This window comes from Paractinoplanes durhamensis (genome assembly GCF_016862175.1).
GTDB classification, from domain to species: domain Bacteria; phylum Actinomycetota; class Actinomycetes; order Mycobacteriales; family Micromonosporaceae; genus Actinoplanes; species Actinoplanes durhamensis.
Genome location: NZ_BOML01000026.1, coordinates 40,807 through 64,528, shown reverse-complemented (window position 1 = coordinate 64,528; position 23,722 = coordinate 40,807). Strand labels below are relative to the sequence as shown.

The following is a 23,722-nucleotide window of genomic DNA, read 5'->3' as shown; positions in this document are numbered from 1 at the left end:
CGCGCGTGGAGGCACCGCGCGTGGAGGCACCGCGCGTGGAGGCACCGCGCGTGGAAGCACCGCGCGTGGAAGCACCGCGCGTGGAAGCACCGCGAGCGGAAGCGCTGCGGGCGGATGCGCGGGACAACCGGGATCGGATCCTCGAGGCGGCGAGGGCGGTCTTTGCCACCGATGGTCTTGATGCGCCGATGCGGGAGATCGCCCGGCGGGCCGGCGTCGGCCCGGCCACCCTCTACCGGCGGTTTCCCACCAAGCAGGCGCTGGTCACGGAGGCTTTCACCGATCAGATGTACGCCTGCCACGCGATCATCGACGACGGCCTCGCCGACCCGGACCCGTGGCGTGGCCTGTGCCGGGTGATCGAGGAACTGCTGGAGCTGCACGCCCGGAGCCGAGGCTTCACGACGGCGTTCACCGCGGCCTACCCGCAGGCGATCGACCTCGCCGCCACGCGGGCGCAGGCACTCGCCGCACTGGCCGAGCTGACCCGCTGGGCGAAGGCCACCGGCCACCTGCACCCCGACTTCGTCCTGGACGACCTGATCCTCATCCTGGTCGCGAACGGCGGCCTGCACACCACCTCAGCCGACGCGCGACTCGCCGCTTCCCGGCGTTTCGCCGAGCTCGCCATCCGAGCCATCAGCGCGTGAACCGACCGGGCGCGTGGCGCGGGCGCGGTGGACCAGCCGGGTTCGCGGGCCGGAGCGGGCGGTGCCGCGCCGGCGGGGACGGCCCGCTGAGGGGTGCGGGAACACCCAGCGCTTGAAGGCCCACAACCGGAACACCATGGCGACCAGCGTGCCGAGGATGATGCCGCTGACGAAGTCGGCGATCTCCTGGACCGGGCGGGACACGTCGGGGACCCGCAGCAGGAGCACGTAGCGGGAGATCCACAGCGGGATCAGGGTGAGGACGATGCCGACCGCGCTGACCGCGAAGAACAGCGCGGCCTCGTGGTGACGCTCACGGCCGCCGCGGGTCCGGAACGACCATTCGCGGTTCAGCACGTACGACAGGATCGTGCTCAGGATTGTCGCGATGGCCAGGGCGGTGACCGGCTTCTGGTGCAGCACGGTCAGTTTGAGGGCGTAGTTGACGACCGTCGTGGCCACGAAGCAGACGCCCCCGACCAGGAGGAACTTCGCTGCCTCGTGATGCTTGCCCCACAGCCGGCTCAGCCACATTCCGGCGAGTCTAGCCAGCGGCGCAAGCCCCGGCCGCGTACGTCGGGTGGCTTCCGTTGGTGAAGCGGCAACCGAACGTCGGGGCGGCGACCACCTTCGGGTTGAGGATGGCGTCGCCGGCCGGGCGGTGGCCGGAGCGGATCCAGCCGGTCAGGTCGTCGAAGGCGGTGGTCAGCTCGGGCTGGGTGAAGTCGCAGTGGCCGGTGCCGCGGATCGCCCGGGAGACGAACAGGCCGGCCTTTCCGTGGGCGGCGGCGCGCTTCGCGTACACCTGCTCCATCGAGAACGGCACGAACAGGTCGCCGATGTCGTGCAGCGAGAGCACCGGGATGCGCGGGTTGCCGTCGACGCGCGGGATGCCGGCCAGGCCGGGGTCGGCGGTGGCGGTGTGCCGGACGCGCAGGACCGTCGCGTTGAGCCGGAACTCGGCGGCGGTCGGCCACCGCTGGTCGGTGCTGCGGTAGAAGGTGAAGCGGTTGTCGGTCACGTTGCCGGGCGCGATGTAGGACGTGCCGCCGCTCAGGCCCGGGTAGAGGCCGAACAGGAACGGCAGGTCGTTGAGCGGGGCGAGTGAGGTGGCGGTGTTCCAGTAGGCGAACGCCGAGTCGAACCCGGGCCGCTCACCCCCGGTGCGCCGCTCGACCACGTCGGACCAGGTCTTCCCGGCGGCGGTGAGGACCGGCGGCCGGCCGGTGGTGACGCCGAGCGCGGGCATGAACTTGGCCGCGGCCGCCCGCCACTCGTCCTGGTAGGAGTCGGGCGGCACGGTCTTCGGGAAGGTGATCGGTACGCCGGTCAGGGCGGCGGCGGTGACGTTGGCGTCGAGGAAGTAGTCGAACAGCTCGGTGTCGCCGAGCACGCCGCAGTAGGGCATCGCGCCGCTGAAGGTGCGCGGATAGGTTTCGATCGCGACCGCGGTGACCTGCCCGCCCATCGACTTGCCGGTCATGATCACGCTGCGCGCGGGGGCGCCGGTCACCTGCCGGAAAAGACCGATCAGAGCGTACGAGTCACGCACCCCCTGCCCGACGTCGTAGCCGTTGGTCGCGTAGCTGGAGGCGGCCCACGCGTAGCCCGCGTCGATGTAGTGCGCGCGCAGGTCGGGATTGTCCACATAAACCGCGGTGCCGGTGCCGCGATAGCCATGGGCGAACACGACAAGCTTGCCGTTCCACCGCTGCGGCACCTCGATGCGGTAGGCCGCGCCGTCCCGGATCCCGGTGTAGACCTTGGCCCCGGCGAGCGCGGTGAACGGCGTACCCGTCGCCTCGCAGTTGGGGTCGAGAACGACATAACCGGGCTGCGTGGTGCTCGGGACCGGAGGTGTGCAGGTCACCGGGTCGGCGGCGAGCGCGGGGGAGCCCACGCCGGCCAGCGGCAGCGCCAGGATGACGGCGAGCGAGGCTTGTTTCCACCAGGTGATCATGTGATTACCTCCGGGTAACATCCAACGGCTCGGCGATCGTGGATGTCAAGGAGGTGGGCAGTCGGCTCGGCGACGGTACGGTGATGGCCCAAGCCGGACGGAGGTGCGTTGTGTACGACTGGGATCCCGCCGACCTGCGCAAGCGCCTCGAGCCACTGCTGCGCGCGCTCGCCGTCGACGGCACCGGCGTGACCCTGCGCGAGTTGCGCCCGCGCACCGAGGATTATCCGAAGGTCTTCGCCCCGGCCGTGGTCGATCGCGCCCGCGAGCGCTACGAGTTGCTGTGGGCCGGCCCGATCGATTTCCGCCGCCCCGATCCGGGCGCCGACGTGGAGATGCAGGTGGCCCCGGCGCGCGGCGGTGAGGTGCTGCTCCCGGGCCGGGTCTGGGCGAAGTGGCGCTACGTGGTCCCCGGCCAGACCGCCGGCCTTTCCTACGACGGCCTGGTCTGGTGCGACTACCACTGGGCCTGGTTCCCCAAGCCGCACCGCCTATAGAAGGCGCTGCGAAAAAACAGGCGGGGGAGCGCTGCTGGCGCGGGCCACCAGGGTCGTCGGCACCAGCACCGTGCCCGGCTCCCCGTGGAAGTCCCGGATCTGCGCCAGCAGCCCTTGCACGCAGCGCCGCCCGACCTCGGCGAAGTCCTGGTGGACGGTGGTCAGCGGCGGCAGGTAGGAGGCCGACTCGGGCAGGTCGTCGAACCCGACCACGCTGACGTCGGCCGGCACTCGGCGCCCGTTCTCTTGAAGCGCCCGCAGCACCCCGAGCGCCATCTGGTCGTTGGCCGCGAAGATCGCCGTGCAGTCCGGGACGGCCGCCAGGCGCAGACCGGCTTCGTACCCGGAGGCGGCCGTCCAGTCGCCGCGCTCGACCGGCGGCACCGCCCGCCCGGCCTCCTCGAGGATCTCCCGCCACGCCTGGGTGCGCCGCTCGGAGGCGAACGATTCCGCCGGCCCGGTCACGTGCCACACCGTCCGGTGGCCGAGGTCGAGCAGGTGCCGGACGGCCTGCCGGGCACCGTCGGCCTGGTCGGTGTCGACCACCGGGTAGCGGTCGCCGGCGTCGGAGTCGACCACCACCACCTGCACGCCCGGCGGCAGCTGCAACTCGACCGCGTCGAGCAGGTGCACCTCCATGATCACGATCACCCCGTCGACCGCGAGCTCGCCGAGCCGGGTGAACGCACCGAGCACCCCGTCCTGGGTCGGCACCGCGACCGGGATGAGCGTGATCGCGTACCCCTCCTGCGCGGCCTGCGCCGCGATGGCCTCGACGGTCCGGCTGTTGCCGGTGGTGGCCAGGGTGAAGAGGATGACGCCGAGGGTGCGGAACTCGCCGCTCTTCAGCGCCCGCGCCGCGCTGTTGGGGCGATAGCCCAGCTCACGCATGGCGTCCAGGACCTGGCGCCGGGTGGACTCGACCACCCCGGGGTGGCCGGTGGAGACCCGGGAGACGGTCTGCGAGGACACGCCGGCGAGACGGGCGACATCAGCCATCGATACGCCGCGGGCGCGGCGGCGGGGCGCGGTTTCGTTCACAGGCGGCGACTCCTTGACGTTCCTTCGACGCGGTGAAACTATCACCACGATGTTTACGTAAACATCACGAGGTTGAACTTCCCGAAACAAAATCGCACATGGCGCCGTGAGCTGCATGTTTACGTAAACATAAGCACGACCGGGTGCAAGATGTAAGAGGTGAAGCAAGTGGCGGTTCCCCAGGTGGCGGCGCCCCCGGGCGTACGCGTGAAGCGCCGAGGCCGGTCGTGGAAGGGCTGGCAGTTCGTCGGCCCGTTCATGCTGGTGTTCGCTTTTGTCTTCCTCGCGCCGATCGCGTACACGATCTACCTGAGCCTGTACCGCAACCAGCTCGTCGGCGGTAACTCGTTCGTCGGCCTGGACAACTACACCAAGGCGCTGCAGGACTCGCAGTTCTGGTCGGCGCTCGGCCGGGTCTCGCTGTTCCTGGTCGTCCAGGTGCCGATCATGCTGCTCCTGGCGCTGATCGTGGCGCTCGCGATCGACAGCGGCCGGCTCTACGGCCGGGCCTTCTTCCGGGTCACGATCTTCCTGCCCTACGCGGTGCCGGCCGTGGTCGCCACGCTCATGTGGGGCTTCATGTACGGCAACCAGTTCGGCCTGGTCAAGAACATCAACGACTGGCTGGGTACGACCCTGGACCCGCTCGCGCCGAACATCGTGCTGGCCAGCATCGGCAACATCGTGACCTGGGAATTCATCGGTTACAACATGCTGATCCTGTATTCCGCGCTGGCCACCGTGCCGGTCTCGCTGTATGAGTCGGCCGAGATCGACGGCGCCAGCCAGATGCGGATCATCACGGCGATCAAGCTGCCCGCCATCCGCGGCGCCATCACGATCGCCACCATCTTCTCGGTGATCGGCAGCTTCCAGCTGTTCAACGAGCCGAGCATCCTGCGCCCGCTGGCCAAGAACGCGATCACCACGTTCTTCACCCCGAACCTCTACGCGTCGTCGCTGACCTTCTCCGGTCAGCAGTACAACTACGCCGCCACCGTCGCGATCATCATGGCCCTGGTCACCATGGTCATCGCGTACGTCGTGCAGCTGCGCGGAAACAAGGACCGCTGATGAGCACCGCCTCGCCGAAACTGACCGCGGGCGCCAAGCGCCGCCGCCGCAAGAGCTACCTGCTGACCGGCCTGGTCGCGCTGTTCGCGATCTACAGCCTGGTGCCGATGCTCTGGCTGCTGATCAACGCGACCAAGACGCAGGACGGCCTGTTCACGTCGTTCGGCCTCTGGTTCGACGACGGCAAGTTCGCCCTCTTCTCCAACATCAAGGACACGCTGACGTACGACGACGGCGTGTTCGTCCGCTGGCTGGGCAACACCCTGCTGTACGTGGTGGTCGGCGCCGGCGGGGCCACGATCCTCGCCACGCTGGCCGGCTACGGGCTGGCCAAGTTCGACTTCCCGGGCAAGCGGGGCGTCTTCGCGATCGTCATCGGCGCGGTCGCGGTCCCCGGCACGGCCCTGGCCGTGCCGACGTTCCTCATGTTCAGCAAGATGAACCTGACCAACACCCCGTGGGCCGTGATCATCCCGTCGCTGGTGACGCCGCTCGGCTTCTACCTGATGTGGACCTTCTCGGCCGAAGCCGTCCCCGACGAGATCATCGAGGCGGCCCGGGTCGACGGTGCGGGCGAGTTCCGTACGTTCTTCAAGATCTCGATGCCGTTGCTCGCTCCCGGCATCGTCACCGTGCTGCTGATCAGCACGGTCGCCACCTGGAACAACTACTTCCTTCCGCTGATCATGCTGAAGGACCCGGACTGGTACCCGATCACTCTCGGCCTGAACGCGTGGAACGCACAGGCCGCGACCGCCGGTGGCCAGGCCGTTTTCAACCTCGTCATCACCGGATCGCTCCTCACGATCCTGCCGCTGATCGCGGCGTTCCTGCTTCTCCAGCGCTACTGGCAGTCGGGTCTGGCCGCCGGAAGCGTGAAGGAATGAACCCTCCCGTGAAAGGACCCTCCTCCATGCGCAAGTTGTTGCCGATTGCGGCGGCAGCCCTTCTTTCCCTGGGCCTGGCCGCCTGTGGCGGCGGCGACGATTCTTCGGACTCGTCGTCGTCATCCGGCACCGTTTCCGATGCTGACGTGACTGCCGCGCTCGAAAAGGGCGGCACGCTGACCGTGTGGGCGTGGGAGCCCACCCTGAAGCAGGTCGTCACGAAATTTCAGGAAAAATATCCGAAGGTCAAGGTAGACCTGGTCAATGCCGGCACCGGTAACGACCAGTACACCGCTCTGCAGAACGCCGTCGCCGCCGGCAAGGGTGTTCCGGACGTCGCGCAGATCGAGTACTTCGCGCTGCCGCAGTTCGCCCTCGGCAAGTCGCTGACCGAGTTGTCCGGCTACGGCGCCGAGAACCTGAAGGCCGACTTCACCCCCGGTCCGTGGTCGTCGGTGCACAGCGGCGGCAAGATCTACGGCCTGCCGATGGACTCGGGCCCGATGGCGCTGTTCTACAACAAGGAGGTCTTCGACAAGTACGGCATCGCCGTGCCGAAGACCTGGGACGAGTACCTGGACGCGGCCCGCAAGCTGCACAAGGCCGACCCGAAGGTGTACATCACCAACGACACCGGCGACGCCGGCCTCACCACCAGCCTGATCTGGCAGGCCGGCGGCAAGCCGTACACCGTCGACGGCACCAACGTGACGATCAACTTCACCGACCCGGGCGCCACCGCGTTCGCCAAGGTGTGGCAGCAGCTGATCACCGAGAAGCTGATCGCACCGGTCTCCAGCTGGAGCGACCAGTGGTTCCAGGGCATGGCCGGCGGCACCATCGCCTCCATCTCCACCGGTGCGTGGATGCCCGCGAACCTCACCTCCAGCGCCCCGGGCGGCTCCGGCAAGTGGCGGGTCGCCGACCTGCCGCAGTGGACCGCCGGCGCCACCGCCAGCGCCGAGAACGGCGGCAGCTCGCTCGCGATCATGGACAAGGGCGCGAACAAGGAGCTGGCGTACGGCTTCATGAAGTTCGCCAACGACGGTGACGGCGTGCAGATCCGCGTCGACAACGGTGCCTTCCCGGCCACCACCGCGCAGCTGAACTCGACCACGTTCCAGAACACCGAGTTCAAGTACTTCGGCGGCCAGAAGGCCAACGAGATCTTCGCGAAGTCGGCCCAGAACGTGGTCACCGGCTGGTCGTACCTGCCGTTCCAGGTCTACTCGAACAGCATCTTCAACGACACGGTCGGCAAGGCGTACGTCTCCGGCACCACCCTCACCGACGGCCTGAAGGCGTGGCAGGACCAGTCCGCCAAGTACGGCACGGAGCAGGGCTTCACCGTCAAGTAGTGACACCCGGGGGCCCGCGTCGCACCGCGGGCCCCCGACCAATGCAAGGAGACCTCGTGAGTTCCCCCCGCTGGCTGCGTCGAGCCGGAGCCCCGCGCCTGGAGTTCGGCGCCGACTACAACCCCGACCAGTGGCCGCGCGCGGTGTGGGACTCCGACGTCCGGCACATGCGCGAGGCCGGCGTCACCATCGTCTCGCTGGCGATCTTCTCGTGGGCCAAGCTCGAGCCGGCGCCGGGTGAGTACGACTTCGCCTGGCTCGACGACGCGATGGATCTCCTGCACGCCAACGGCATCTCGGTCGACCTGGCCACCGCCACCGCGTCCCCGCCGCCGTGGCTGACCGCCGCCCACCCGGAGATCCTGCCGGTGGACCGGCTCGGCCACATCATCTGGCCGGGCGGCCGCCAGCAGTGGCGCCCGACCTCACCGATCTTCCGCGAGCACGCGCTGCGCCTGGTCGAGGCGATGGCCACCCGCTACGCGAGCCACCCGGCGCTGGTCGCCTGGCACGTGTCGAACGAGCTGGGTTGCCACAACGTCTACGACTACTCCGACGACGCCGCGCGCGCCTTCCGCGAGTGGCTGCGCGACCGCTACGTCACCCTGGACGAGCTCAACGACGCCTGGGGCACCGCGTTCTGGGCGCAGCGCTACACCGCCTGGGACGAGGTCATCCCGCCGCGGCTGGCCGCCACCCACCCCAACCCCGGCCAGCAGCTCGACTTCAAGCGGTTCTCCTCCGACGCGCTCAAGGACTACCTGCGCGCGGAGCGGGCCGTCCTGCGGTCGCTGACCCCCGAGGTGCCGGTCACCACCAACTTCATGGTGATGGGCGAGACGAAGGGGATGGACTACGCCGACTGGGCCACCGAGGTCGACTTCGTCTCCAACGACCACTACCGGCTGCCCGGCCCGCAGTCGCTCGACGAGCTCTCCTTCTCGGCCAACCTGACCGGCAACCTGGCCGGCGGGCAGCCGTGGTTCCTGATGGAGCACTCCACCAGCGCGGTCAACTGGCAGCCGGTGAACAAGGCGAAGAAGGCCGGCGAGCTGGCCCGCGACTCGCTCACCCACGTCGCGCACGGCGCCGACGCGGTCTGCTTCTTCCAGTGGCGGCAGTCGAAGGCGGGCGCCGAGAAATACCACTCGGCGATGCTGCCGCACGCCGGTGCGGACAGCGATCTGTTCCGCTCGGTCGCCGCGCTCGGCGCCCAGCTGGCGTCGCTCGCCGACCTGGCCGGCACGCCGCGCACCCGGGCCCGGGCTGCCATCGTCTTCGACTGGACGTCGTGGTGGGCGTCGGAGCTCGACTCGCACCCGACCGACCGGCTCCGCTACCGCCAGGAGGCCCTGGACTGGTACACCGCGTTCCTCAACCTGGGCGTCCGGGTCGACGTGGTGCCGCCTTCGGCACCGCTTGAGGAGTACGACGTACTCATCGCCCCGATTCTCCATGTCGTCCCGGCCGAGCTGGCCAAGCGGCTCGACGCCTACGTCACGGCCGGCGGTCACCTGGTCACCACGTACTTCTCCGGCATCGTCGACGAGCGCGACCACGTGTGGCTCGGCGGCTACCCGGGCGCGCTGCGCGACCTGCTCGGCATCCGGATCGAGGAGTTCGCCCCGCTGCTCGACGACGAGACCGCCACGCTTTCCAACGGCACGACCGGCAGCCTGTGGACCGACCGGATCGACCTGGCCGACGAGTCGGTCGAGGTGCTCGCCGCCTACGAGACCGGCGAGCTGGCCGGCCACGCCGCGGTGACCCGCCGGCCGGTGGGTGACGGCTCCGCCGCGTACGTCTCGACGCGCCTCGGCCCCGACGGGTTGGCCCCCGTGCTCGGCACCCTGCTGGAGCGGGCCGGCGTCGGCAGCGAGCTCCCGTCCGACCTGCGCGGCCGGGTCGAGCTCGCCCAGCGCGGCGACTTCCGCTTCGTCCTGAACCGCACCGACGAGCCGATCGACATCACCGAACTCGGCGCCGCCGAGCCCACTCTTGCCGCCAGGGGAGTGGCGGTGATCCGCGCCTGACCGTTCCAGGCGCGAGCAGCGACCCGGTGGCGTCCGCGCCACCGGGTCGCTCTGCATTACGGCACCAACAGGACCTTGCCGCGGGTCCGGCCGGCCTCGGCGTCCCGGTGCACGTCGGCGAGCTCGGACAGCGGTCGCTCGGCGCCGATGTCGATCCGGACGACCCCGGCGTCGACCAGCTCGACCAGCGCCGCGAGCTGGGCGGTGTCGTTGCGGGCCACGAAATGAACCGGGCCGGTCGCCGAGACGATCGCGCCACGGCTGGGCAGCCGGGCGTCCGGCACGAGATTGATGATCACGTCGACGTCGTCCGGCAGCGGCTCGGTCGTGTAGTCGACGATCCGGTCGGCGCCGAGCCCGCGGATCACCTCGGCGCTGCGGGGACTGGCCGTGGCGGCGACGTAGGCGCCGGCGTACTTGGCCAGCTGCACCGCGAAGCCGCCCACCCCGCCGCCCGCGCCGTTGATCAGGACCCGCCGGCCGGGCTTGAGCTCGGCGTGCTCGAAGACCGCCTGCCACGCGGTGAGACCGGCGATCGGAAGGGCGGCGGCGTGCGCGAGCGGCACGGTCGAGGGTGCCGCGACCAGGCTGTCGGCCGCGGCGACGACGTATTCGGCCGCGGTCCCGCCGGTGTCCACCCGGCCGACGACCCGATCACCACCGTCGACGAGGGTGCCGGCGACGTCGATGCCGAGCGCGTACGGCAGGTCCATCGGCAGGATCTCTTTCAACAGGCCGCGGCGGATGCCGATGTCGGACGGGTTGAACGAGGTCGCCGCGACCCGGATCAGCACCTCACCGGGCGTCGGCACCGGCCGGGGGATCTCGTCCTGGCGGATCACGGAGGCATCGCCGTACTCATGAATTCGCATCGCTCGCACACGTCGAACCTATGGCCGACCGCCGAGACGAGCCATGCTCTGTGGTCGCGGTTTCATGCGTGATCGTCGCTAAGCTGGCGCGTATGGACGTCCTCAGCGACGTGATCACCCTGATGCGTACCGGCCGGCCTCGCTCCGCGCGGGTGGGCTGGCCGGCGCCGTGGGCGCAGCAGTTCGCGTCCGTCCCCGGCTCGGCCGGCTTCCAGATCGTCCTGCAGGGCCCGTGCTGGCTCACCGCCCCCGACACCGACCCGGTCCGGCTGGCGGTCGGCGACGTCGTCTTCCGGCCGCACGGGCACGGCCACACCCTGGCCGACAGCCCGTCGACCCGGCCCACCGGTCCGGCCTGCAACCCCGACGATCCGCCGCCACCGGCATCACCGGGTCCTTACTCGACGGTCACTCTCTGCGGGGCGTACGAGCTCGACCCGGCCCGCGTGCACCCGCTGATCCGCGACCTGCCGCCGCTCATCCACCTCCCGGCCGATCCCGGGCTGCGGCCGACGGTCGACCTGCTCGCCGCCGAGCTGGAGCACCCGCGCCTCGGCGCCGACGCGATCATCCCGGCGCTGCTCGACACGCTGCTGGTGCACATCCTGCGCACCTGGCTGGCCCGCAACCCGGCCGGCCCGGGCTGGCCGGCCGCCCTCAACGACCCGGCGCTGTCGGCCGCGCTGACCGCCATGCACCGCGATCCGTCCCGCCCGTGGACCGTCGCCACGCTGGCCGCCGAGGCCGGCCTGTCCCGTGCGCCGTTCGCCCGCCGCTTCACCGATCTGGTCGGCCGCCCGCCGCTGACCTACCTGACCTGGTGGCGGATGACCACCGCGGCCCGCCTGCTGCAGGAGTCCGACGCCCCGCTGACCGCCATCGCCGGCCGGGTCGGTTATGCGTCCGAGTTCGCCTTCGCGCACGCCTTCAAGCGCCGGTTCGGCACCGCACCGGGCAGATTTCGGCGGGGGAAAAGTGCAATGCTGGAGAGTGAGCCAAACGCATAAGGAAGTCTTCGAGCGGTACATCTACGCCGGCGCGATCACCCGCAATCCCGACGCCATCGCCGACCTGTTCACCGAGGACGGCGTCTACGAGGCGCCGCTGTCCGGGCACCGCCTGGCCGGCCGCGAGGCGATCCGGGCCGGCATCGGCGTCTACCACCAGCAGCCGGCCGACCTGGGCACGCTGAACATGGAGCTCAGCACCGCGGTTCTGCACGACACCGCCGACCCCGACGTCTTCATGGCCGAGATCGACACCGTCCTCGACCGGCCCGACGGCCGCCGCACCACGATCTCACTCCTCCAGCTGTTTCGCCTGCGCGAGGGGCGGATAGCCCACCTACGGGACTACTTTGCGCCCGGCATCGCGGGAGAATGACGCCATGTGGAGCGAAGACCTGACGCCGGAGCAGATCAGCGAGTGGCATCAGCGCACCTCGGCGCCCGACAACGAGTTGCCGGCCGCGGCCGGGCTCAGCGCCGTGCTGGGCCGGACCGAGGACACCGCGGTCGGGCTGTCCGGGGTCGAGGTGTTCTCCGGCGGCTTCCGGTTCACCCTCGCGGTCCGGCTGCGCCGTGCCCGGCCGGAAACCAGCCACGGCGGCCTGCTGGCGCTGGTCGGTTCCCACCACCCGCACCACTCGCCGGCGCTGGAGGATCGCCTGCTGCTCGGCATCGAGTACGCGGACGGCAGCCGGGCGTCGACCCTGCACGACACCCGGAGGGACGGCCCGTCCGAGGATCCCGGGTTGATGATCGTCTCGACGAGCGGCGGCGGCGGAGACCTGACCGTCGACCAGGAGTACTGGGTGTCGCCGCTGCCGCCCGAGGGCCCGGTCACGGTCGTGCTGGCCTGGCCGTCGTTCGGCATCCCGGAGACCCGCACGGTCCTCGACGGCGCGGCGATCCGCGCCGCCGCCGAGCGGAGTCAGCTGCTCTGGCCACCCCAGCCCCCGGAGGAGCCCACCATGCCCGAACCGTCGCCGCGCCCGGCCACCGGCTGGTTCGCCGACCCGCCCGGCACGAAGTAGTCGCTCTTCTTCGGCTGCTCCATGGTGGCGTCGCGGCCGCGCTGCCGGGGGAGCTCGACCATCCGCGGGATGTGCTTGGCGCAGTGGATGTAGGCCTCCTGCACCCGGGCGACGACCCAGAGCCGGGCTCGTCGCCCGGGCGGGGCGTCCGCCTCCTCGTCCGGGTCCTCGACGATCTCGGCCGTGCCGTTCACGTGCAGCCCGATGACGTCCCGGAAGTCGATGAACAACAGTCCGACGTGGCCGTTCTCGGTAATGTTGCCGAGGCTGGCCATGACCCCGTTCCCGCGATACTCGGGCCAGCTGACGTGCCCGGCGTCGAGCACCCGGACGAACCCGGCCGGCCCGGCCCGGAAGGTGCTGTCGCAGCCCCCGCCGGCGTCGGCGGTGGCCACGAACATCATCTGCTGCCGCCCGATGAAGCCGCGCATCCGGTCGTTGAGGTGATCGAGGGTCTGTCGCGCGTGGAAGGTGTCGGCCCGCTCCCGGCTGCCGAGCCTGTCCTGAAGTTGCCGCTCACCGTCGTTCATGATGGCCCTCCCTGCCGCAGCACTACCGGGCCACAGTGTCACCCAGTAGTGACTTGATCGCACAGGGTAGCTGTCACTCGAATGGGTGACTGGGGGAGCCGAGCAGGAAGTCCACCAACTGCCCCGCGTAGGTGGCGGTGTCGAAGGCCGGGCTGCTCAGGGCGTGCATCATCGCGCCGCCGATCAGCGTGTCCAGCAGCAGCGTGACCGGGGTGCCGGCCGGTAACTCGCCCCGCGTGATGCCGCGCCGGACGATCGCCCGCGCGGCCTGGATCTGCGACGTGCGCATCGCGGCGTAGTTCTCGGCGATGCCCGGGATCGACCCGGCCTCCAGGGCCAGCCGCATCGCCGCCCCGCGGGACGGCCCGGCGTAGAGGTCGAGCATCTGGGTGGCCAGCTCGACGAGATCACCGCGGACGGTCCCGGTGTCCACATCGTTCATCCGGACCAGACCGGTGGTCAGCGCGTCGGTGAGCAGCGCTTCCTTGCTGCTCCACCGTAGATAGAGCGACGCCTTCCCGACCCCGGCGCGGCGGGCGACCACCTCCATCGCGAACCCGGCCCAGCCGAGCTCGCCGAAGGTGTCCAGCGCGGCCCGGGCGATCCGCCGGTCCACCTCCGGATCCCGGGGCCGGCCCGGCGCGGTCGTTCGGATAGCCATCATCGCCTCGTTGCTGAACGGTTCGCGTCAGAATACCGCGACGTAGGCCGGGGAAGCGCTTCCCGGGATTTCGCGCATGTTTCGACACATGGCGGCGATTAAAACGGGTCGATGTTGAGAGAGCGCTTCCCGAGCCTCGATACTCCTGGGCACTCCTCCAATCCCCGATCCCCGAAGGAGTGTCATGCATTCATCCCCACGAATTCGCGTGCTGGTAGCCGCCACCCTGGCCGCCGCCGCGACGCTCGTCCTGGCGCCCGCGACGGCCGAGGCCGCCACGATCACCGTCCAGGCCGAGGCGTACGCCGCGCAATCCGGAGTGCAACTGGAAGCCACCGCCGACACCGGCGGCGGGCAGAACGCCGCCTACCTCGCCAACGGCGACTGGCTGCGCTACGACGGCGTCGACCTCGGCGCGGCCGGCACGCTGACGATCGGCGCGCGGGTGGCCTCGGCCACCGGCACCGGCAGCATCGAGTTGCGCACCGGTTCGAACACCGGCCCGGTCCTGGCCACTCTCGCCGTCCCCAACACCGGCGGCTGGCAGGCCTGGACCACGGCGACCGCCACCGCGGCCACCCACCCGACCGGCGCGCAGACCGTGTTCGCGCTCCTGAAGAACACCACCGGCGGCGACTTCGTCAACATCAACTGGTTCTCGTTCGGCGACGGCACCACCACCGACGGCCCCGGCTGGATCCCGATCAACCAGGCCGCCTGGAACGCCCAGCTGGCCGAGTTCAACGCGCTGACGCCGCGCGCGGTCCCGGCCGGCACGGTCCGGGTGTCCGAGTTCAACGCCAGCTGCACCTACAGCCACTCGCGCCCGGACGACCCGATCATCTTCCCGGGCATGCCGGGCGCGTCGCACATGCACACGTTCCTCGGCAACGACAAGACCGACGCCAACACCACCACCCAGACGCTGCTGGCCAACGCGGGCACGAGCTGCAAGCCGGCGCCCGACCTCTCGGCGTACTGGATTCCCACCCTCTACAACGGTGACCAGGCGATCGAGCCGAAGGACGTGGTCGTCTACTACGGTTCCCGGATCACCGACCCGAGCGTCACCAAGCCCTTCCCCCAGGGCTTCCGGATGATCGCGGGCGACGCCAAGCTGCAGACCCCGACCCCGGACGGCTCGGTCAACGCGTTCTACTGCGCCGGCCCCGGCGGTCAGATCGGCCGCAGCGCCGACGGCAACTGGCCGATCTGCGCCTCCACCGCCGTCCTGATGTTCCACCTGGTCTTCCAGGACTGCTGGGACGGCAAGCACCTGGACAGCCCGACCCACAAGGCGCACGTCTCGTACAGCTACACCGGCGCCTGCACCGGCGACTACCCGATCGCGATCCCGAACCTGTCCTTCCTCATCTCCTACCCGACCCAGGGCTCGGCCAACGGCCTCCGGCTGGCCTCGGGCATGGCGTCGTCGATGCACGGCGACGCGTTCTTCGCCTGGGACAACCTGGCCCAGAGCCAGCGGGTGAAGAACTGCCTCGTGCAAAAGGCCAAGTGCAACACCGAGGGCAATTTCTGACGTACGCCCGGGGCCGGCGCCCTGGTGACGCCGGCCCCGTCCGGTCAGGGCTGAATGTTCTCCAGATCCGCCAGCAGGCTCGGGTGCGTCGGCTCCCAGCCGAGCGCCTGCCGGGTGTGCGCGCTGGACGCGGGCTGGTTGGCCGCGAAGACCGGGCCGAGCGGGCCGAAGGTCTCGGCCGGTACCGACCGGACCGGCAGGCCGAGCCGCCGGCCGATGACCGCGGCGATGTCGCGCACCGCGTCGCCCTCGTCGTCCACGGCGTGCCAGGACGTGCCCGGCTCGGCCTTTTCCAGGGCGAGCCGGAACAGGACGGCCGCGTCGAGCGCGTGCACGGCCGGCCAGCGCTGGGCGCCGTCGCCCGGGTAGCCGGACACGCCGCTCTGGCGCGCCATGGTGGTCAGCAGGCCGGCGAAGCCACCGGCGCCCTCGTTGTGCACCGTGCGCGGGAGGCGCACGGCGCTCACCCGGACCCCGCGCGAGGCCAGAGCCAGGGTTGCGGTGACGGTGCGGCCGCGCCCGCCGACCGGCCCGTCGGTCGGCAGTGGGTCGGCCTCGGTGGAGGCGCGGCCCGAAATCCAGGGTGTGCCGGAGACGACCACGAAGGGCCGGTCGCTGCCGGTGAGCGCCGCACCGACCGTGGTGATGGCCGCGGTCTCCTCGGCGATCGCCTGCCCGAGGGCCTCGGGGCTGCTGAAGTCGTTGGCGAAGGCGAGGTGGATCACGCCGTCGGCCCCGGCGGCGCCGGCCCGCACGGCGTCCAGGTCGGCGAGGCTTCCGCGCAGCGCCTCGGCGCCGGCCGCCTCGACCGCCTTCGCGGAATCGTCGGAGCGGGCGAGGGCGAGGACGGTGTGGCCGTGGCCGAGCAGCTCGGCGACGACGGCGGTGCCGATCAGGCCGGTGCCGCCGGTGATGAAGACGCGCATGGGATGCTCCCCACAAGTGATGGGACTCTTGTCCCGTCGAACGCTACCAGGTGATGGGACAAGAGTCCCGTCAACTATGATGGGAACCATGGGTCGATGGGAGCCGGGGGCACGGGAACGCCTCGTGCTGGCGGCCGTCGACCTGTTCACCGAGCAGGGATACGACGCCACCACGGTCGCGCAGATCGCCGAGCGCGCCGGCGTCACCAAGAGCACCTTCTTCCGGCACTTCCCCGACAAGCGTGAGCTGCTGGTGGCCGGGCAGGAAGCGCTGAGCCTGCTGCTGACGCAGGGGATCACCGAGGCGCCGGCCGGGGCCGGCCCGCTCGATGCGGTCGCCGCCGGTCTGGAGCGCGCCTCGACCGCGTTCGGCGACATCAGCCGCGAGATCGCCCCGCGGCTCAAGGCCGCCGTCGCGGCCAGCACCGAGCTGCAGGAGCGCGACGCCCTCAAGAGCGTCAGCCTCGCGGCCGCGATGACCGCCGCCCTGACCGACCGGGGCGTGCCCGACCCGACCGCGGCGCTCGCCGGTGAGCTGGGCCTGCTGGCGTTCAAGCGGGGCTACGCCACGTGGTCCGGCGGCGACGCCAAGGGCGACTTCGCCCCGCATGCGCTGGCCGCCCTGGCCGAGCTGCGGGCGGCGAGTGCGGCGCTGGGCTGAGCGGCCGGCAACCCGCGGGGTGCGGGCGGGGCGTACGGTGACCGGTAGGTGAGCCGGGAAGTCTGGTCGGCGTCGTGATGGCGTCTGTCGATCGGAGCCCGTGATGACCAGCACCGCGATCCGCACCGAGCACCTGACCAAGCACTATGGATCGCTCGTCGCCCTCGACGATCTGGATCTCGAGGTCCGCCCGGGCGAGGTGTTCGGTTTCCTCGGCCCGAACGGCGCCGGCAAGTCGACGACCATCCGCCTGCTGCTCGGCCAAGCTCGCCCCACCGCCGGCCGCGCCACCATCTTCGGCGCGGAGGCGAGCGACGTCGCCAGAGCACATCAATTCCTTGCGTACGTTCCGGCTGACGTTTCGCTGTGGCCCTTTCTGACCGGCGCCGAGACCCTCGAACTGCTGGCGAATCTCGGGCCGGGGGTGGACCCGGCCTACCGCGCCGAGCTGATCGACCGGTTCGCCCTCGACCTGGACCGCCCGGCCCGCACCTACTCGACCGGCAACCGGCAGAAGGTCGCCCTGGTCGCCGCGTTCGCCACCCGCGCCCCGCTGCTGATCCTGGACGAGCCGGCCAGCGGCCTCGACCCGCTGATGGAGCGCGAGTTCCGCCGGGCGGTCACCGAGGCCCGCGACCGGGGTCAGGCGGTGTTCCTGAGCTCGCACCAGCTCGACGAGGTGGAGGCGGTCTGCGACCGGGTGGCGATCCTGCGGGCCGGCCGGCTGCTCGAGGTCGCCACCGTCGCCGAACTGCGCCACCTGCACCGGACCGCAGGCACCGGCCCGGCGGGCCGCGAGCTGTCCCTCGAGGAGATCTTCCTCGGCTACTACGGCAAGCCCGCGCGATGAACGGCGCGATCGTCCGGCTCACGCTGCGGCAGGTCCGCCGGAGCGCGATCGTCGTGGTCGTCGTCACCGGCGGGATGACCGCGCTCGTCGCCGGCACCTACCGCAGCGTGGTCACCGGTCCGCCGGAGCGGGCGCAACTGGCCGCGATCGCGGGCAACCGGGCGATCCGCACCCTCTTCGGCACGCCGTCCGGGCTCGGCGACCCGGGCGGGTTCACCGTCTGGCGGACCGGGACGGTGCTCGCGCTGATCCTCGGCGGCTGGGGTGTGCTCGTCATGACGCGCATCTCGCGCGGCGAGGAGCAGAGTGGACGCTGGGATCTGCTGCTGTCCGGCCGGACGACGGTGTCCGGTGTGCTCGGCCGGCAGGTGGCCGTGCTGCTCACGGTCATGGCCGCGGTGTGGGTCGTGGTCGCGGCCGGGTTGCTCACCGCCGGGGTCCGCGGCGCGGCGCTGCACGCGACCGGCCTGGCCCTGGTCGGCGCGGCCGGGGTGGCGACGGCGGCCGGCACCGCCCAGCTGTTCGCGTCGCGGGCGGCGGCGACCGGTGTGGCGGCCGGCTTGCTCGGCGTGGGCCTGCTGCTGCGGATGGTCGCCGACGGCTTCGCCGGCCTGGCCTGGCTGCGCTGGCTGACCCCGCTCGGCCTGGTCGAGCTGAGCGAGCCGTTCGGCCCCGGCCGATGGCTGCCGTTGCTGACCCTCGCCGTCGCCGACGCCACCCTGATCGTGCTGGCCGGCCGCGCGGCTCGCGGCCGGGACGTGCGCGGCGCCCGGCTGGGCGGGCCGGGCCGCCGTCGCCCGAGCTACGCGCTGCTCGGCTCCCCGGCCGCGTTCGCCCTGCGCCGCGCCCGCCTCCCGATCGTCGCCTGGTCGCTCGGGATGGGCGCGTTCTACCTGCTGATCGGCCTGGTCGCGGGGTCCGTGACCGACCTGCTGCGGGACAACCCGCGCCTCGCCGAGCTGGCCGAGCAGGGCGGCGCCACCGGCCTCGGCACCCCGGCCGGTTATGCGGCCACGCTGTTCGTCCTGCTCACGATGCCGGCCGGCGGATTCGTCGCATCTCGGCTGGCGGCCTTCATCGGCGACGAGGTGGCGGGCCGGCACGCGCTCGCCTGCGCCGGCCCGGTCCCGCGATGGCGGTGGCTGGGCGCCGAGATGCTGGCGGCCGGCACGGGAGCACTGGTTCTGGCGCTGGTGGCGGCGGTGGCGCTGTGGGCGGGCGGGTCGAGGCTGGGGCCGGCGGCCGCGCTGGCCGGTGCGGCAAACGTGCTGCCGGTGGTCGCGCTCAGCCTCGGCGCGGCGGTGCTGGCCGTCGGCGTTGCGCCGCGGGCGGTGGCCCTGTTGGGCGCGATCCCGACGATCGGCGGGTTCCTGCTGGTCACGCTGGGCGAGGCGGTCCGGATGCCGGGCCGGCTGCTGACGCTCTCGCCGTACACCCATCTGGCGCCCGTACCCGCAAGAAGCCCGGACCTTCCCGCCGCGGCCGTCATGATCGCTTTTGCCGTGCTGGCCTGCACCGCCGGCACCGTGGCCTACCGCCGCCGTGACCTCGGCGGTTAAGAGTGTTGCCCAATAGGGCAAACAAAATCGAACATGATTTAGCGCTTATTGACGCATTCGAGCGTGCGAGCGTAATTTCCGGCGTGGGATGTCGACACCCGTGAATGTCAGCGCCGTCCTTTCCCCAGGAGCGCCCCCATGCTCAAGCATCGTCTGTCCCCACTCGTCCGCCGCGCCTTCGCCGTGCTGGCCCTCGTCGCCGGCACCATCGTCGGGCTGGCCGGCGCGGCCAGCGCCGCCACCTCGATGACCTGCGACATCTACGCCGCGAACGGCACGCCCTGCGTGGCCGCGCACAGCACCACCCGGGCCCTGTTCGGCGCCTACAGCGGCCGGCTCTACCAGGTGACCCGGGCCTCCGACGGCGCCACCGACGACGTCGGCACCCTCGCCGCCGGTGGCTACGCCGACGCCGCCGACCAGGACGCCTTCTGCAACGGCACCACCTGCCGGATCAGCAAGATCTGGGACCAGACCACCCGGCACAACGACCTCTCGATCGCGCCGAACGGCAGCGCCGGCAGCGGCGACCGCGGCGCGAACGCGAGTGCGATCGCGGTGACCGCGGGCGGCCACAAGGTGTACGGCATCTGGGGCACCCCCGGCGTCGGCTACCGGTACACCGGCGTCGCGTCCGGGGTGGCGGTCAACGGCCAGCCCGAGGGTGTCTACATGGTCGCCAGCGGCACGCACGTCGGTTCGGACTGCTGCTTCGACTACGGCAATGCCGAGTCCACCCCGAACGACACCGGCAACGGCCACATGGACGCGGTCAGCATCGCCACCACCTGCTACTTCGCGCCGTGCCAGGGTTCCGGCCCGTGGATGGAGGCGGACCTGGAGAACGGCATGTTCCAGGGCGGCAACGGCTCCAACCCGAACGCCGGCAACAACTCGGCGTTCGTCACCGCGGTGCTGAAGAACAACGGCCAGACGACGTACGCCCTGAAGGGTGGCAACTCGCAGTCGGGCGGCCTGACCACCTGGTACAACGGGTCGCTCCCGACCGACAAGAGCGGCTACAAGCCGATGCACCAGGAGGGCGGCATCATCCTGGCGATCGGCGGCGACAACAGCAACCGCAACCGGGGCACCTGGTTCGAGGGCGCGATGACGTCGGGCTACCCGACCGACGCGGCCGAGAACGCGGTCCAGGCCAACGTGGTGGCGGCGGGCTACTCGGGCCAGACCAATGTGATCAACGGCTCGGCCGGCACGGTGACCGGCCCCGGCGGCAAGTGCATGGACGTGGCCGCCGACGACACCGGCGTCAACGGCGCCGGCGTCCAGCTCTGGGACTGCCAGAGTTACGCCGAGGACCAGCGCTGGACCCACCTGGCCGACAACACGCTGCGGACGCTCAACCGCTGCCTGGACATCGTCGGCAACGGCACGGCCGGCGGCGCCCAGCTGGAACTCTGGGACTGCAACGGGGTCGGTGGCCAGAAGTGGATCCAGCAGGCCGACGGATCGCTGAAGAACCCGCAGTCGGGCCGCTGCGTCGACTCGCCGAACGGCTCGACGGCCAACGGCGTACGGCTGCAGATCTGGGATTGCAACGGCGCCGCCGCCCAGAAGTTCGCGGTCAACGGCGGCGGCGCGGTGACCGGGCCGGGCAGCAAGTGCGTGGACGTGGCGGCCGATGACACCGGCGGCAACCTGGCCGCGGTGCAGCTGTGGGACTGCCAGTCCTACGCGGCCGACCAGCACTGGGCGCAACAGTCCAACGGCGCACTGAAGACACTCGGCCGCTGCCTCGACATCAACGGCAACGGCACCGCCAACGGTACGCAGGTGGAGCTGTACGACTGCAACGGTGTCGGCGGCCAGGTCTGGCAGCAGCAGGCCGACGGATCGCTGAAGAACCCGCAGTCGGGCCGCTGCCTGGACTCGCCCAACGGCACCACCGCGAACGGCACCCGGCTGCAGATCTACGACTGCAACGGCAGCGCGGCGCAGAAGTTCGCGCTGAGCTGACGCCGCCCTTCGCATAGGGTCGGTCGGTGATCGAGAGAACACCGGGCTGGGTTTCGGCGAGGGTCGCGGCGGCCGAGAAAGAGGCCGGCGCGACCTTCGACCTCGGACAGTGCGTGCAGGAGCCGATTCATCTGCTCGGCGGGGTGCAGTCGTACGGCGCGCTGGTCGCCGTCGAGGCCGGCCGGATCGCCGTGGTCAGCGCCAACGCCGCCGGGAAGCTCGGGCCGGCGGCGGTCGCCGGTGCGCCGGTGGACGCGCTGCTCACGGCCGGGCAGTTCGAGACGCTGACCGCGCTCGCCGACGCGGACACCGGCAGCACCGCGATGATGCCGGTGGAGCTGGCGTCCGGGCGGTTCGACGTCACCGTGCACCGGTCCGGCGCCCGGCTGATGCTGGAGTTCGAGCCGGCCGGTTTGGCCCAGGAGTTCGCCGGGTTCTACGGCCCGGTGCGCCAGGCGCTGATGCGGCTGCAACGGGCCGCGACGGTGACCGACGCGTGCCGCGCGGCGGTGACCGAGATCCGCGAGCTCACCGGCTACGACCGGGTCGTCGCCTACCGGTTCGAGTCCGCCGACGGGCCCGGCGAGGTGATCGCCGAGGACGTCGTCGGCGACTGGGAGCCGTGGCTCGGCCTGTGGTTCCCGGCGACCGACATCCCGCCGCAGGCCCGCCGGCTGTACGAGAGCAACTGGATCCGGGTGATCGCCGACGTGGACGACGCCACCGCCCGGCTGGTGCCACCGGAACCGCCGCTCGACCTGTCCCTGTCGGTGCTGCGGACCGTCTCGGAATTCCACCTGGAGTACCTCCGCAACATCGGCGTCCGGTCGTCGATGTCGGTCTCCCTGCTGTCCGGCGGGCGGCTGTGGGGGCTGATCGCCTGCCACGGCCGCGACGTCACGATCCTCGGCCCGCAGGTCCGGGCCGCCTGCGAGTTCTTCGGGGTGGCGCTGTCGCTGCACCTGGCCGCGCTGCGCGAGCATGACGAGGCGGCCGCCCGGGAGCGGTCCCGCACCATGATCGCCCGGCTGCTGGAGCAGATCACCGCCGAGCCGTCGGCCGGTTGGCCGGAAAGCCCGGCCGGGCTGAGCGAGGTGATCGAGAGCGACGCGGTGCTGGTGCGGGACGCGGACCGGATCACCGTGCAGGGCGACGATCCGGGCTCCGCGGTGGTGTCCGCCCTGTTCGACGCGCTGCCGGAGCTGACCGCCGGCGAGCCGTGGCACAGCGACCGGCTGGGCGAGGACCTGCCGGCGCTGGCCGGGCACGCGGCCGCCCTCGCCGGTGCGCTGGTGCTGCCGACCGGGCTGGGCCGGGACTGTGTGGTGTGGCTGCGCCGGGAGCGTTCGGTCGCCCGCCGCTGGGCGACCGATCCGGCCGAGCCGGTCCGGCTCGGCCCGCACGGCCGCCGGCTGACCCCGCGCGGCTCGACCGCCGTCTTCCTGGCCTCGGTGCGCGGCCGGAGCACGCCGTGGACGGCCAACGACCTGGCGATGGCGGTCGAGTTCGGCCGGGCGGTGATGGGGATCGCGGCGGCGCACGCCCGCCGGCTGTCCGCGCTGAACAGCGAGCTCCTGCGCAGCAACATCGACCTGGATTCGTTCGCGCACGCCGCCGCGCACGACCTGAAGGAGCCGTTGCGCGGCATCGCGAACACCGCCACCTTCATCACCGAGGACGCGACCGACGTCGACCCGGTCACCGCCCGCCGGCTCGCCGCCATCCAGCGGCTCGCCGCCCGGATGGACGCGTTGCTGAACGCGTTGCTCTACTACTCCCGGATCGGCCGCACCGAGCTGCGCCGGGAGCAGGTGGACCTGCGCGTCGCGGTGCTGCGCGCGCTGGAGGTGGCCGGCCCGCGGCTGACCGAGGCGTCGGTCGAGGTGGGCCTGCCCGAGCCGGGCGAGATGCTCGACGCCGATCCGGTCCTGCTCGACCAGGTCCTGGTGAACCTGCTGGTGAACGCGGCCAAGTACGCCCGGCGGGACGGCGACCGGCGGGTGGCGGCCGGCGTGGCGTCGGCGGACACCCTGGTCGTCCGGGACAACGGCATCGGCATGCCACCGCACCTGCGCGAACAGGCCTTCCAGCTGTTCCGGCGGCTGCATCCGGCGGCCGAACTGGAGGGGTCCGGCGCGGGCCTCGCGATCGTGCGCCGGATCGTCGAGCGGCACGGCGGTCAGGTCTGGGCGGAGGACTCCCCGGACGGCGGCACCACGATCCGGGCGTCGTTCCCGGCGGCCGGCCGGTTGAGCCAATAGTCCAGGGTGCGGCTCAGCACGCTCTGGAACAGGGCGAAGTTGAGCGGCTTGTAGATGTAGCTGTCCGCGCCGGCGGCGTAGCAGGCGTCCGCCTCGGCCGGCTCCTCGGACGAGGTGAAGACGATGATGGTCAGGTCGGCCAGGGTGTCGTCGGCGCGGACCCGCCGGATGACGTCCAGGCCGCTCTCGCCGGGCATGTTGAGGTCGAGCAGCAGCAGGCGCGGCCGGGTGGTGGCCAGCCGGGCCAGCATCTCGGCGCCGGACGAGAAGAACTCGGCCCGCAGACCCGGATGGGACCGGCCGATCGCCCGCTCGATCGCCTCGATGTCCTCGGCGGAGTCCTCGGTCAC

Annotated in this window: 23 protein-coding genes; 15 read left to right on the top strand and 8 right to left on the bottom strand. The window is 71.3% G+C overall.

Annotation, left to right across the window (positions count from 1 at the left end):
- The first annotated feature begins 80 nt into the window (after positions 1 to 80).
- On the top strand, positions 81 to 650 hold the full coding sequence (locus tag Adu01nite_RS15710) for a TetR/AcrR family transcriptional regulator (protein WP_239132442.1): 570 nt from the start codon (positions 81 to 83) through the stop codon (positions 648 to 650).
- On the opposite strand, the gene Adu01nite_RS15705 is transcribed toward Adu01nite_RS15710, so the two are convergent.
- Together Adu01nite_RS15705 and Adu01nite_RS15700 are read right to left on the bottom strand one after the other, a co-directional pair.
- Positions 582 to 1,184 carry a GtrA family protein gene (locus tag Adu01nite_RS15705; protein WP_203727590.1) on the bottom strand — a complete coding sequence of 201 codons (603 nt, stop codon included), beginning with the start codon at positions 1,182 to 1,184 and terminating at the stop codon, positions 582 to 584. The two genes, Adu01nite_RS15710 and Adu01nite_RS15705, sit on opposite strands and share 69 nt — an antisense overlap.
- A gap of 10 nt (positions 1,185 to 1,194) precedes the next feature.
- The gene (locus Adu01nite_RS15700) at positions 1,195 to 2,610 is read right to left on the bottom strand and encodes an alpha/beta hydrolase family protein (RefSeq protein ID WP_203727589.1); all 1,416 of its coding nucleotides are present in this window, start codon (positions 2,608 to 2,610) and stop codon (positions 1,195 to 1,197) included.
- 110 nt (positions 2,611 to 2,720) lie between these two features.
- Between Adu01nite_RS15700 and Adu01nite_RS15695 the strand changes: the two genes are divergently transcribed.
- Complete coding sequence (locus Adu01nite_RS15695) at positions 2,721 to 3,107, top strand: hypothetical protein (RefSeq protein WP_203727588.1); 387 nt, start codon at positions 2,721 to 2,723, stop codon at positions 3,105 to 3,107.
- Here Adu01nite_RS15695 and Adu01nite_RS15690 read toward each other — a convergent pair.
- Positions 3,102 to 4,106 (bottom strand): LacI family DNA-binding transcriptional regulator, encoded by a 1,005-nt coding sequence (locus tag Adu01nite_RS15690; RefSeq protein ID WP_203727587.1) that lies wholly within the window; start codon positions 4,104 to 4,106, stop codon positions 3,102 to 3,104. The two genes, Adu01nite_RS15695 and Adu01nite_RS15690, sit on opposite strands and share 6 nt — an antisense overlap.
- A 210-nt stretch (positions 4,107 to 4,316) precedes the next feature.
- Here Adu01nite_RS15690 and Adu01nite_RS15685 point away from each other — a divergent pair, with 210 nt between their 5' ends.
- Genes Adu01nite_RS15685 through Adu01nite_RS15670 form a run of 4 tightly spaced genes read left to right on the top strand, consistent with a single transcriptional unit; the run spans position 4,317 to position 9,500 of the window.
- Positions 4,317 to 5,222 carry a carbohydrate ABC transporter permease gene (locus Adu01nite_RS15685; protein ID WP_344518102.1) on the top strand — a complete coding sequence of 302 codons (906 nt, stop codon included), beginning with the start codon at positions 4,317 to 4,319 and terminating at the stop codon, positions 5,220 to 5,222.
- Positions 5,222 to 6,109: a carbohydrate ABC transporter permease gene (locus tag Adu01nite_RS15680; RefSeq protein WP_203727586.1), complete on the top strand. Its 888-nt coding sequence runs from the start codon at positions 5,222 to 5,224 to the stop codon at positions 6,107 to 6,109. The genes Adu01nite_RS15685 and Adu01nite_RS15680 overlap by 1 nt, the downstream gene beginning before the upstream one ends.
- Positions 6,110 to 6,135: 26 nt before the next feature.
- The gene (locus Adu01nite_RS15675) at positions 6,136 to 7,467 is read left to right on the top strand and encodes an ABC transporter substrate-binding protein (protein WP_203727585.1); all 1,332 of its coding nucleotides are present in this window, start codon (positions 6,136 to 6,138) and stop codon (positions 7,465 to 7,467) included.
- Between the two features lie 56 nt (positions 7,468 to 7,523).
- Positions 7,524 to 9,500: a beta-galactosidase gene (locus Adu01nite_RS15670; RefSeq protein WP_239132441.1), complete on the top strand. Its 1,977-nt coding sequence runs from the start codon at positions 7,524 to 7,526 to the stop codon at positions 9,498 to 9,500.
- Between the two features lie 56 nt (positions 9,501 to 9,556).
- Here Adu01nite_RS15670 and Adu01nite_RS15665 read toward each other — a convergent pair whose 3' ends face one another.
- On the bottom strand, positions 9,557 to 10,372 hold the full coding sequence (locus tag Adu01nite_RS15665; RefSeq protein ID WP_203727583.1) for an NADP-dependent oxidoreductase: 816 nt from the start codon (positions 10,370 to 10,372) through the stop codon (positions 9,557 to 9,559).
- Between the two features lie 92 nt (positions 10,373 to 10,464).
- Here Adu01nite_RS15665 and Adu01nite_RS15660 point away from each other — a divergent pair, with 92 nt between their 5' ends.
- From Adu01nite_RS15660 to Adu01nite_RS15650, 3 genes are read left to right on the top strand one after another with little or no spacing between them, the layout of a single operon-like run.
- Entirely contained in the window at positions 10,465 to 11,379 is a 915-nt protein-coding gene (locus tag Adu01nite_RS15660; protein ID WP_203727582.1) for an AraC family transcriptional regulator, read from the top strand.
- Positions 11,363 to 11,755 carry a nuclear transport factor 2 family protein gene (locus Adu01nite_RS15655; RefSeq protein ID WP_203727581.1) on the top strand — a complete coding sequence of 131 codons (393 nt, stop codon included), beginning with the start codon at positions 11,363 to 11,365 and terminating at the stop codon, positions 11,753 to 11,755. Before Adu01nite_RS15660 ends, Adu01nite_RS15655 begins: the two co-directional genes overlap by 17 nt.
- Positions 11,756 to 11,759: 4 nt before the next feature.
- Positions 11,760 to 12,407, top strand: coding sequence for a hypothetical protein (locus Adu01nite_RS15650; RefSeq protein ID WP_203727580.1), 648 nt, complete (start codon positions 11,760 to 11,762; stop codon positions 12,405 to 12,407).
- Here Adu01nite_RS15650 and Adu01nite_RS15645 read toward each other — a convergent pair.
- Together Adu01nite_RS15645 and Adu01nite_RS15640 are read right to left on the bottom strand one after the other, a co-directional pair.
- Positions 12,305 to 12,937 (bottom strand): pyridoxamine 5'-phosphate oxidase family protein, encoded by a 633-nt coding sequence (locus Adu01nite_RS15645; RefSeq protein ID WP_203727579.1) that lies wholly within the window; start codon positions 12,935 to 12,937, stop codon positions 12,305 to 12,307. The two genes, Adu01nite_RS15650 and Adu01nite_RS15645, sit on opposite strands and share 103 nt — an antisense overlap.
- A gap of 73 nt (positions 12,938 to 13,010) precedes the next feature.
- On the bottom strand, positions 13,011 to 13,598 hold the full coding sequence (locus Adu01nite_RS15640) for a TetR/AcrR family transcriptional regulator (protein ID WP_203727578.1): 588 nt from the start codon (positions 13,596 to 13,598) through the stop codon (positions 13,011 to 13,013).
- 184 nt (positions 13,599 to 13,782) lie between these two features.
- Between Adu01nite_RS15640 and Adu01nite_RS15635 the strand changes: the two genes are divergently transcribed.
- A complete protein-coding gene (locus tag Adu01nite_RS15635; RefSeq protein ID WP_203727577.1) occupies positions 13,783 to 15,138 on the top strand; it encodes a DUF1996 domain-containing protein in 1,356 nt (451 codons plus the stop codon).
- Positions 15,139 to 15,182: 44 nt separating this feature from the next.
- Here Adu01nite_RS15635 and Adu01nite_RS15630 read toward each other — a convergent pair whose 3' ends face one another.
- Positions 15,183 to 16,064 carry an SDR family oxidoreductase gene (locus Adu01nite_RS15630; RefSeq protein ID WP_203727576.1) on the bottom strand — a complete coding sequence of 294 codons (882 nt, stop codon included), beginning with the start codon at positions 16,062 to 16,064 and terminating at the stop codon, positions 15,183 to 15,185.
- Between the two features lie 88 nt (positions 16,065 to 16,152).
- Between Adu01nite_RS15630 and Adu01nite_RS15625 the strand changes: the two genes are divergently transcribed.
- The 5 genes from Adu01nite_RS15625 to Adu01nite_RS15605 all read left to right on the top strand — a co-directional run bounded on the left by Adu01nite_RS15625 (position 16,153) and on the right by Adu01nite_RS15605 (position 23,372).
- Positions 16,153 to 16,725 carry a TetR/AcrR family transcriptional regulator gene (locus Adu01nite_RS15625; protein WP_203727575.1) on the top strand — a complete coding sequence of 191 codons (573 nt, stop codon included), beginning with the start codon at positions 16,153 to 16,155 and terminating at the stop codon, positions 16,723 to 16,725.
- 103 nt (positions 16,726 to 16,828) lie between these two features.
- Positions 16,829 to 17,575, top strand: coding sequence for an ABC transporter ATP-binding protein (locus Adu01nite_RS15620; RefSeq protein WP_203727574.1), 747 nt, complete (start codon positions 16,829 to 16,831; stop codon positions 17,573 to 17,575).
- Entirely contained in the window at positions 17,572 to 19,134 is a 1,563-nt protein-coding gene (locus Adu01nite_RS15615) for an efflux permease Rv1217c-related protein (protein ID WP_203727573.1), read from the top strand. The genes Adu01nite_RS15620 and Adu01nite_RS15615 overlap by 4 nt, the downstream gene beginning before the upstream one ends.
- A gap of 138 nt (positions 19,135 to 19,272) precedes the next feature.
- Positions 19,273 to 21,111 (top strand): arabinofuranosidase catalytic domain-containing protein, encoded by a 1,839-nt coding sequence (locus Adu01nite_RS15610; RefSeq protein ID WP_203727572.1) that lies wholly within the window; start codon positions 19,273 to 19,275, stop codon positions 21,109 to 21,111.
- 26 nt (positions 21,112 to 21,137) lie between these two features.
- Complete coding sequence (locus tag Adu01nite_RS15605; RefSeq protein WP_203727571.1) at positions 21,138 to 23,372, top strand: ATP-binding protein; 2,235 nt, start codon at positions 21,138 to 21,140, stop codon at positions 23,370 to 23,372.
- Here Adu01nite_RS15605 and Adu01nite_RS15600 read toward each other — a convergent pair.
- Positions 23,291 to 23,722: a response regulator gene (locus tag Adu01nite_RS15600; RefSeq protein ID WP_239132440.1), complete on the bottom strand. Its 432-nt coding sequence runs from the start codon at positions 23,720 to 23,722 to the stop codon at positions 23,291 to 23,293. The genes Adu01nite_RS15605 and Adu01nite_RS15600 overlap by 82 nt on opposite strands.

Bases quoted from the DNA above. Each gene is read 5' to 3' on its own strand.
- Adu01nite_RS15705 (WP_203727590.1), bottom strand. From the start codon at position 1,184: ATGTGGCTGAGCCGGCTGTGGGGCAAGCATCACGAGGCAGCGAAGTTC.
- Adu01nite_RS15700 (WP_203727589.1), bottom strand. From the start codon at position 2,610: ATGATCACCTGGTGGAAACAAGCCTCGCTCGCCGTCATCCTGGCGCTG.
- Adu01nite_RS15690 (WP_203727587.1), bottom strand. From the start codon at position 4,106: ATGGCTGATGTCGCCCGTCTCGCCGGCGTGTCCTCGCAGACCGTCTCC.
- Adu01nite_RS15680 (WP_203727586.1), top strand. From the start codon at position 5,222: ATGAGCACCGCCTCGCCGAAACTGACCGCGGGCGCCAAGCGCCGCCGC.
- Adu01nite_RS15675 (WP_203727585.1), top strand. From the start codon at position 6,136: ATGCGCAAGTTGTTGCCGATTGCGGCGGCAGCCCTTCTTTCCCTGGGC.
- Adu01nite_RS15665 (WP_203727583.1), bottom strand. From the start codon at position 10,372: ATGCGAATTCATGAGTACGGCGATGCCTCCGTGATCCGCCAGGACGAG.
- Adu01nite_RS15660 (WP_203727582.1), top strand. From the start codon at position 10,465: ATGGACGTCCTCAGCGACGTGATCACCCTGATGCGTACCGGCCGGCCT.
- Adu01nite_RS15650 (WP_203727580.1), top strand. From the start codon at position 11,760: ATGTGGAGCGAAGACCTGACGCCGGAGCAGATCAGCGAGTGGCATCAG.
- Adu01nite_RS15645 (WP_203727579.1), bottom strand. From the start codon at position 12,937: ATGAACGACGGTGAGCGGCAACTTCAGGACAGGCTCGGCAGCCGGGAG.
- Adu01nite_RS15640 (WP_203727578.1), bottom strand. From the start codon at position 13,598: ATGGCTATCCGAACGACCGCGCCGGGCCGGCCCCGGGATCCGGAGGTG.
- Adu01nite_RS15635 (WP_203727577.1), top strand. From the start codon at position 13,783: ATGCATTCATCCCCACGAATTCGCGTGCTGGTAGCCGCCACCCTGGCC.
- Adu01nite_RS15630 (WP_203727576.1), bottom strand. From the start codon at position 16,064: ATGCGCGTCTTCATCACCGGCGGCACCGGCCTGATCGGCACCGCCGTC.
- Adu01nite_RS15625 (WP_203727575.1), top strand. From the start codon at position 16,153: ATGGGTCGATGGGAGCCGGGGGCACGGGAACGCCTCGTGCTGGCGGCC.
- Adu01nite_RS15620 (WP_203727574.1), top strand. From the start codon at position 16,829: ATGACCAGCACCGCGATCCGCACCGAGCACCTGACCAAGCACTATGGA.
- Adu01nite_RS15615 (WP_203727573.1), top strand. From the start codon at position 17,572: ATGAACGGCGCGATCGTCCGGCTCACGCTGCGGCAGGTCCGCCGGAGC.
- Adu01nite_RS15610 (WP_203727572.1), top strand. From the start codon at position 19,273: ATGCTCAAGCATCGTCTGTCCCCACTCGTCCGCCGCGCCTTCGCCGTG.